We start from the raw sequence: 5,486 nt of genomic DNA, 5'->3' as shown, positions 1-5,486 counted from the left end.
TATTTACCAATACAGGTGCGCATATTTACCAATATTCGACTAGTTATCCACAGGGTTTTACCTGCACGTTTACCTATTTTCCCAGGTGGCTTATAACTATATCCCTGTAGTTCTATATCCCCACAGGGGATCCACCAATCAACACCACCAGAAGCTTAAGACCGAAAGGCTCCCGCCTCACCTTCGGCTCGTTGGGCTGCCGCCCAAATCGCAAGCGATTTGGTTGCCACCAAAACACCCCACCACAACCGCAGTCCTATGACCCTCCACGTATCCTTGTGTCTTCTAGACTGTCTTGGAAAAGAAAAGAGCGGCAAAGAATCAGAAAAGGTAACTAAGTGCCCCAGGGGCGCTACACAGAAAACAGTGCTGCCGTTATGTTCGATAGCGTTTAGGCTTCCATGTCGGTATGGGACTCTAGGCTTGGGGCCATGGGATTTTTAGAAAACCTCCTCAACCGCTACACCCCACGCACGCCGGGCAAGCCGGTCTTTGCCGTTATTGACACTGAAACCACCGGCTTTAACAAGCGCTACGACCGCATCATTGAAATCGCTGCCGTGCGCGCAGACAGCCACTTCAACCCCGTCGACTCCTGGCACACACTGCTTAATCCTGACGGCAAGGCCATTAAAAACTCCCACATTCACGGCATTACCAACGACATGGTGGCAACCGCCCCAACGTTTAGCGAGGTATATGGCGACTTCACCAGCTACATCGACGGCATGCAACTATTCGCGCACAACGCACCGTTTGACTCAAAAATGATCGTTGCTGAGGTCGACCGCATGACCGGTGGAGACGATAATGAGGACGAGTTCTTCCCCTTCATTGACACCATTGACCTTGCCAAGCAAATACTCGACCGTGGCCCCTACAACCTACCGGCACTCCTCGACCGCCTGGGACTGGACAATCCTGACGCGCACGCAGCAGTAGCCGATGCGACCGCCACAGCGAACATGCTCCACGCCCTCTTCGGGTCTCAGCGCAGCGAAATTGGCCGCAAGATTTTGCGTCAAGGCGAAGTATTCCGCACCACCAACACCTGGTGCACAAGTCACGCCACCCCACTGCTCCCCCGCGAAATATAGAAACCCACCAGCACAAACACCAACCACGGCAGTCCATGCGAACGACTACGCAGATTTCTGCCCGCAGTAGAGAAAGGTAGCTACGTCCCCAGCGTGGGAGTATTGCGAAACCTCCGCGCGCACATTAGCCTAAGACATGACAGCATGGTTCGTCCCTGACCCATCGCTGCACATAAAAATAACCCCAACCGACTGCGAATCGGCTGGAGTTATCGGACCTAAAGGCCCATGTGAAGCATCGCCTCAACGAGCTTCACGATTGCGGTCGCAAGAACTATGACCTTGGTAGCCACATCGAGCCAGTCAAGCTTGGTGGCATCAAGGTCTTTTCTTTTGCGACCGGGCGTTTCCAATGAGTGTCTACCCATCGGTCACCTCCCTAACGTCGTAGAGTTGTCCACTCGCCGACTAGGCGCGCAGAACAGCCCACGTACACGCGCGGACCTAACCGCGCACCGACGAGGAAGTCACGCCCACGCCCCACCACAGGTGGTGGGGCATGATTGTGAACCGGCACTAACGTTAGCAGTAACGCTGGACCGAAAAGGGGCCGGTGGTCTCCGCAGAGAAGTAAAAGGCAGACAGCATCGAATTCCCATGCAGCCAGCCCAATCTGCGCATATTTACGCATACGAACCCCGGTCAAGTTGCGCTGATTTACCGTTACGGCTGCGTCTTTTAGGCGTTTTTCAATGCTCGATACACGGTAGGACGGGTGACCCCAAACTCTCGCGCTAGTGCGGCTTTCGACTCCCCTGCCAGCACACGCTGCTTAATCTCCACTACTTGCTGCGGGCTAAGAGCAGGCTTGCGCCCTTTGTATTTGCCGGCCTTTTTCGCCAACGCAATCCCCTCCGCCTGGCGCTCACGAATAATAGCCCGCTCAAACTCCGCAAACGAACCCAAAATACCTAGCATTAAATCCGCACGCGGGTCACTAGCACCCTTCGAGAACGATAGGTTCTCGTGCAGGAAAGTAACAGTCACACCCTTGTCGGTGAGCTCATCAACGATGCCACGCAGATCCGTTAGAGATCGGGCGAGGCGATCAATCGACGAGACGACGAGCTCGTCACCATCGCGCACATACGCCATACACTCGACAAGCCCAGGGCGGGCAGTCTTCGTGCGGCCGGAAATCTTATCTTCAAAGAACCGGTCAATCCTGCCGGAAGCATTGAGTAGTTCTTTCTGGCGCTGATTATTCTGCTCCACCGTCGAAACACGGATATAGCCCACCCGCTGCCCACGGGAGCCGGAGTCGTTGGCCATTAGTCTTCGCCCCGCGAGGGGTTAAAGGCAGCATTCTCCTGTTCTATGACCGCATCACGATAAGACTCGATTGCATCCGAGAGGGCATAAAGCTGAATACCGTCGAGGGCATCAGCGTCAGCGAGCAAGGATTGCACAATCCTGCCCAACGCCTGCTGCCCCGACGACAACCCACCATGCAGTTTTTTCACCCGCGCCAACGCAGGCACTGCGTCAATATGACTTTCAACATGGAAACCATCCGGCGACAACACCACAACCACCACTCTCTGTAAACCTAAGACCTAGACCCTGCTGTACATCTGTAAAACAATTCCTGAATCTACCCTATTTTACGCGCAACTTGCTGGCATGGATGCCCGTAAAACTAGGGTGTACCCCAGGTGCCCCTACCAGCGGCCGCAGTTGAAGGCTTCACCTACCAAATGGTAAAGTTAGCTATATGCGAACCAGTCAGCGCTCCGAGATCCTGGAAGCTGCCCTCCGCGTCATGAACGCAGCGGAGGGTGGCGACATTACCCTTGACGCAGTGGCCCACGAGGCCGGGCTCACCAAACCGGGATTGCTATATCACTTCCGCAACCGCGACGTACTGCTCGCCGCGATCGTCGACCACGCTGCGGCCAACGTCGAGAACGACATGACTGCCACCCTTGGCAAGCCCCTCGAGAACGCCAACGCCACCGAGCGGCTCCTGAGCTACGTTCACGTCGCCGCCCACGGGGCCGCCAAGCGCGCCGAGTTCATCATCTGGGGCCAAGCGACGTATCGGCCCGAACTCACCGAACCGTGGACTACGCGGATGGGCCGCTGGCTCGAACTCCCGGACGATCTCGACGCCGCCACCCGAGCCAGGCTGACCACCGCCCGACTCGCCGCCGACGGACTCTGGGGCGCCCAGGCCACAGGTGTGTCCACCCTCCACGGCGCGGATCTCGAAGCCGTCGTCTCCAGCATTCGCTCCCTGATCGAAGGAACAACCCCATGAAGCAGTGGTTCCTGCTCGCTGGCGCCATCACTACCGAAGTGGCGGCGACGCTGTCTCTCAAGGCGGCGCTCAATCACCCATCCTGGTACATCGTGGTTGCTGCCGGATACATCGGCACTTTCGTCTTCCTCACCTTCTGCCTGCGCGAAGGAATGCAGATCGGCGTCGCCTATGGCATCTGGGGAGCCAGCGGGGTCGTGCTCGCCGCCGTGCTATCCGCCGCGATTTTCGGTGAACCTCTGACCGCTGTGATGGGTCTTGGAATGGTTGCGATCATCAGCGGTGTCCTCACCGTCGAACTCGGCTCCCAGAAAGCTCAGCAAACCGCAGCCCAGGAAGCAGGAGTCAACTCATGAGATGGATCTTCCTCGCAGGCGCCATCTTGTCCGAAGTCGTCGCGACCATGTCGCTACGAGCCTCCGACGGTGGCCGGGTGAAGAAATGGTTCATCGGCGTCATCGCGGGGTATCTCGTGGCGTTCGTCGCCTTAAGTCTCGCCTTGGCCGACGGCATGGCCCTTGGCGTCGCCTACGGCATCTGGGCAGCATCCGGCGTAGCTCTCACCGCGATCCTCGCCCGGGTCATCTTCCACGAACCCCTCACCCGAACCATGGCCCTCGGCATCCTCCTCATCGCCGTCGGAGTTCTCACCGTTGAACTCGGCGCCAACTTGGCGAACTGACGCATTTCCGCAGGTAAACCAGGCAGATTGGTGTGCTGCACCACGAGGCGCACAGACAAAGGCTCCCCAATGAGCGCCTGTGGGCCTAGCGTTGTGGATGTGATCACCTGTGTCGTCCACTACACCATCGACCCCGACCAGATCGCAGCCTTTGAACAGTTCGCCCGCGCTTGGATGCGGCATGTCGACGAACACGGCGGCACCCACCACGGGTACTACCTACCCGCGGAAGGTGTGAGTGACCGTGCGGAATCCCTGTTCAGCTTCCCCAGCCTGGCTGCCTACGAGCAGTACCGCACCTTGTTCGGCACCCACTCGGACTTCATCGCCGCTGACCGGATTCGAGACGAGTCCGAGTGCGTCCTGCGGTACGAGCGCACCTTCATGCGGCCGCTCCTACCCCAGGGACACTGAAAGGGACTCCGGCAGCACGCTCGGCACAACCCACAACGCCGCAGGTCAGCGCGTACAGATGGGTGTACCCGATTGCGAAGTGGATCTAGCGGGCTCTAACCCGGAGGGGTAGGCGATTCCACATCCTTAAATATAGGGGTGCGGCACGGAGTGTCGTCGATAAATAACCATTTGATGCGCGCGTGCGGAATTAACAACGAAATACCGCTAAAACAGACAACATATGGGGTGCACAGAAACACATATAAGTTCTGCGGAAAACCTATAGGGTGCGTCGCTAAAAACCGCTGTGCGCGAAAAACATAAAGGGTTTACGGACCCGGTCCCAGACCCCTCAATACTCTGAGCCGGAAGAATGGAAAGTGGAAGGTTGATGTATCCCCACTATTTATTTTTTCCGTTTTTCGGAGTACATCGGGAGCTACAACTGCGGACCAGCTCTGTGTGAACTAGATGAGAAGGCGCAGCAGCGAATCATCGACGCTGGACAGTTGGTGCTGCGGGCACGCGAGCGGCACCCCCAGCGGTCACTCGCGGAGCACTACAACCCGTTATCGATGGACCCAATTCTGCTCAAGGCTCACAACAACTTGGACCGGGAAGTCGATAAGGCTTTCGATGTGGCACGCAAACTCACCAACGAGCGCCAGCGCCAGGAGCTACTGTTCGCCAGCTACGGGGAGTTGGCGAGGGGCTATGTCTCCTCGCTTTCATCAAAATCTAAACCACCAGCAGGGTCGTTCCCCGTGCGGGTGATTTTGATCGGTCCCGCTGCTGGGTGTAGAACCCTGTCGCTGGCAACGCCGGGAACTATGACTGTGCCCGACGAGAACACGTCACTGCCATAACGCGGCTCACGGTAGACGAACATGGGTCGTTCACTACTACTGGTGGATTTCGGTTTTGGTGGTGGGGGGATTACCGCCGCCGGCCTCGATTTTTCCGTTGAGGAGGGCGTTGACTACTTCCCGATTGTGAAATGGGCCGATGGCGCGGTGAAGAGGAACCAGTCACCTGGAAGAGATCGATCCAG

General features: G+C 57.4%; 8 protein-coding genes. 6 read left to right on the top strand and 2 right to left on the bottom strand.

Going from position 1 to position 5,486, the window contains the following annotated elements:
• The first annotated feature begins 431 nt into the window (after window positions 1-431).
• Complete coding sequence (locus tag HMPREF2967_RS00050) at window positions 432-1,097, top strand: 3'-5' exonuclease (RefSeq protein ID WP_232770537.1); 666 nt, start codon at window positions 432-434, stop codon at window positions 1,095-1,097.
• Between the two features lie 678 nt (window positions 1,098-1,775).
• Here the strand turns inward: HMPREF2967_RS00050 and HMPREF2967_RS00045 are convergent.
• Window positions 1,776-2,369: a recombinase family protein gene (locus tag HMPREF2967_RS00045; RefSeq protein WP_070524737.1), complete on the bottom strand. Its 594-nt coding sequence runs from the start codon at window positions 2,367-2,369 to the stop codon at window positions 1,776-1,778.
• On the bottom strand, window positions 2,369-2,635 hold the full coding sequence (locus tag HMPREF2967_RS00040; RefSeq protein ID WP_198530996.1) for a hypothetical protein: 267 nt from the start codon (window positions 2,633-2,635) through the stop codon (window positions 2,369-2,371). The genes HMPREF2967_RS00045 and HMPREF2967_RS00040 overlap by 1 nt, the downstream gene beginning before the upstream one ends.
• Window positions 2,636-2,811: 176 nt before the next feature.
• On the opposite strand from HMPREF2967_RS00040, the gene HMPREF2967_RS00035 reads away from it, so the two are divergent.
• The 5 genes from HMPREF2967_RS00035 to HMPREF2967_RS13510 all read left to right on the top strand — a co-directional run bounded on the left by HMPREF2967_RS00035 (window position 2,812) and on the right by HMPREF2967_RS13510 (window position 5,301).
• Window positions 2,812-3,357 carry a TetR/AcrR family transcriptional regulator gene (locus HMPREF2967_RS00035; protein ID WP_034666346.1) on the top strand — a complete coding sequence of 182 codons (546 nt, stop codon included), beginning with the start codon at window positions 2,812-2,814 and terminating at the stop codon, window positions 3,355-3,357.
• Complete coding sequence (locus tag HMPREF2967_RS00030; RefSeq protein WP_048733039.1) at window positions 3,354-3,713, top strand: DMT family transporter; 360 nt, start codon at window positions 3,354-3,356, stop codon at window positions 3,711-3,713. The genes HMPREF2967_RS00035 and HMPREF2967_RS00030 overlap by 4 nt, the downstream gene beginning before the upstream one ends.
• Window positions 3,710-4,039, top strand: coding sequence for a DMT family transporter (locus HMPREF2967_RS00025; RefSeq protein ID WP_003849969.1), 330 nt, complete (start codon window positions 3,710-3,712; stop codon window positions 4,037-4,039). Before HMPREF2967_RS00030 ends, HMPREF2967_RS00025 begins: the two co-directional genes overlap by 4 nt.
• 99 nt (window positions 4,040-4,138) lie before the next feature.
• The gene (locus HMPREF2967_RS00020) at window positions 4,139-4,453 is read left to right on the top strand and encodes an NIPSNAP family protein (RefSeq protein WP_174232238.1); all 315 of its coding nucleotides are present in this window, start codon (window positions 4,139-4,141) and stop codon (window positions 4,451-4,453) included.
• Window positions 4,454-4,947: 494 nt separating this feature from the next.
• Complete coding sequence (locus HMPREF2967_RS13510; protein WP_016423158.1) at window positions 4,948-5,301, top strand: type IIL restriction-modification enzyme MmeI; 354 nt, start codon at window positions 4,948-4,950, stop codon at window positions 5,299-5,301.
• Window positions 5,302-5,486 lie beyond the last annotated feature (185 nt).

The sequence above is a fragment of the Corynebacterium sp. HMSC059E07 genome, assembly GCF_001814395.1.
Taxonomy (GTDB): Bacteria; Actinomycetota; Actinomycetes; order Mycobacteriales; family Mycobacteriaceae; genus Corynebacterium; species Corynebacterium hesseae.
Note: the sequence above shows the minus strand (reverse complement) of the source record. Positions and strands in the feature narration are given on the sequence as shown.

Excerpts from the sequence above, each read along its gene's own strand:
- HMPREF2967_RS00050 (WP_232770537.1), top strand. The coding sequence starts at position 432 with ATGGGATTTTTAGAAAACCTCCTCAACCGCTACACCCCACGCACGCCG.
- HMPREF2967_RS00045 (WP_070524737.1), bottom strand. The coding sequence starts at position 2,369 with ATGGCCAACGACTCCGGCTCCCGTGGGCAGCGGGTGGGCTATATCCGT.
- HMPREF2967_RS00035 (WP_034666346.1), top strand. The coding sequence starts at position 2,812 with ATGCGAACCAGTCAGCGCTCCGAGATCCTGGAAGCTGCCCTCCGCGTC.
- HMPREF2967_RS00030 (WP_048733039.1), top strand. The coding sequence starts at position 3,354 with ATGAAGCAGTGGTTCCTGCTCGCTGGCGCCATCACTACCGAAGTGGCG.
- HMPREF2967_RS00025 (WP_003849969.1), top strand. The coding sequence starts at position 3,710 with ATGAGATGGATCTTCCTCGCAGGCGCCATCTTGTCCGAAGTCGTCGCG.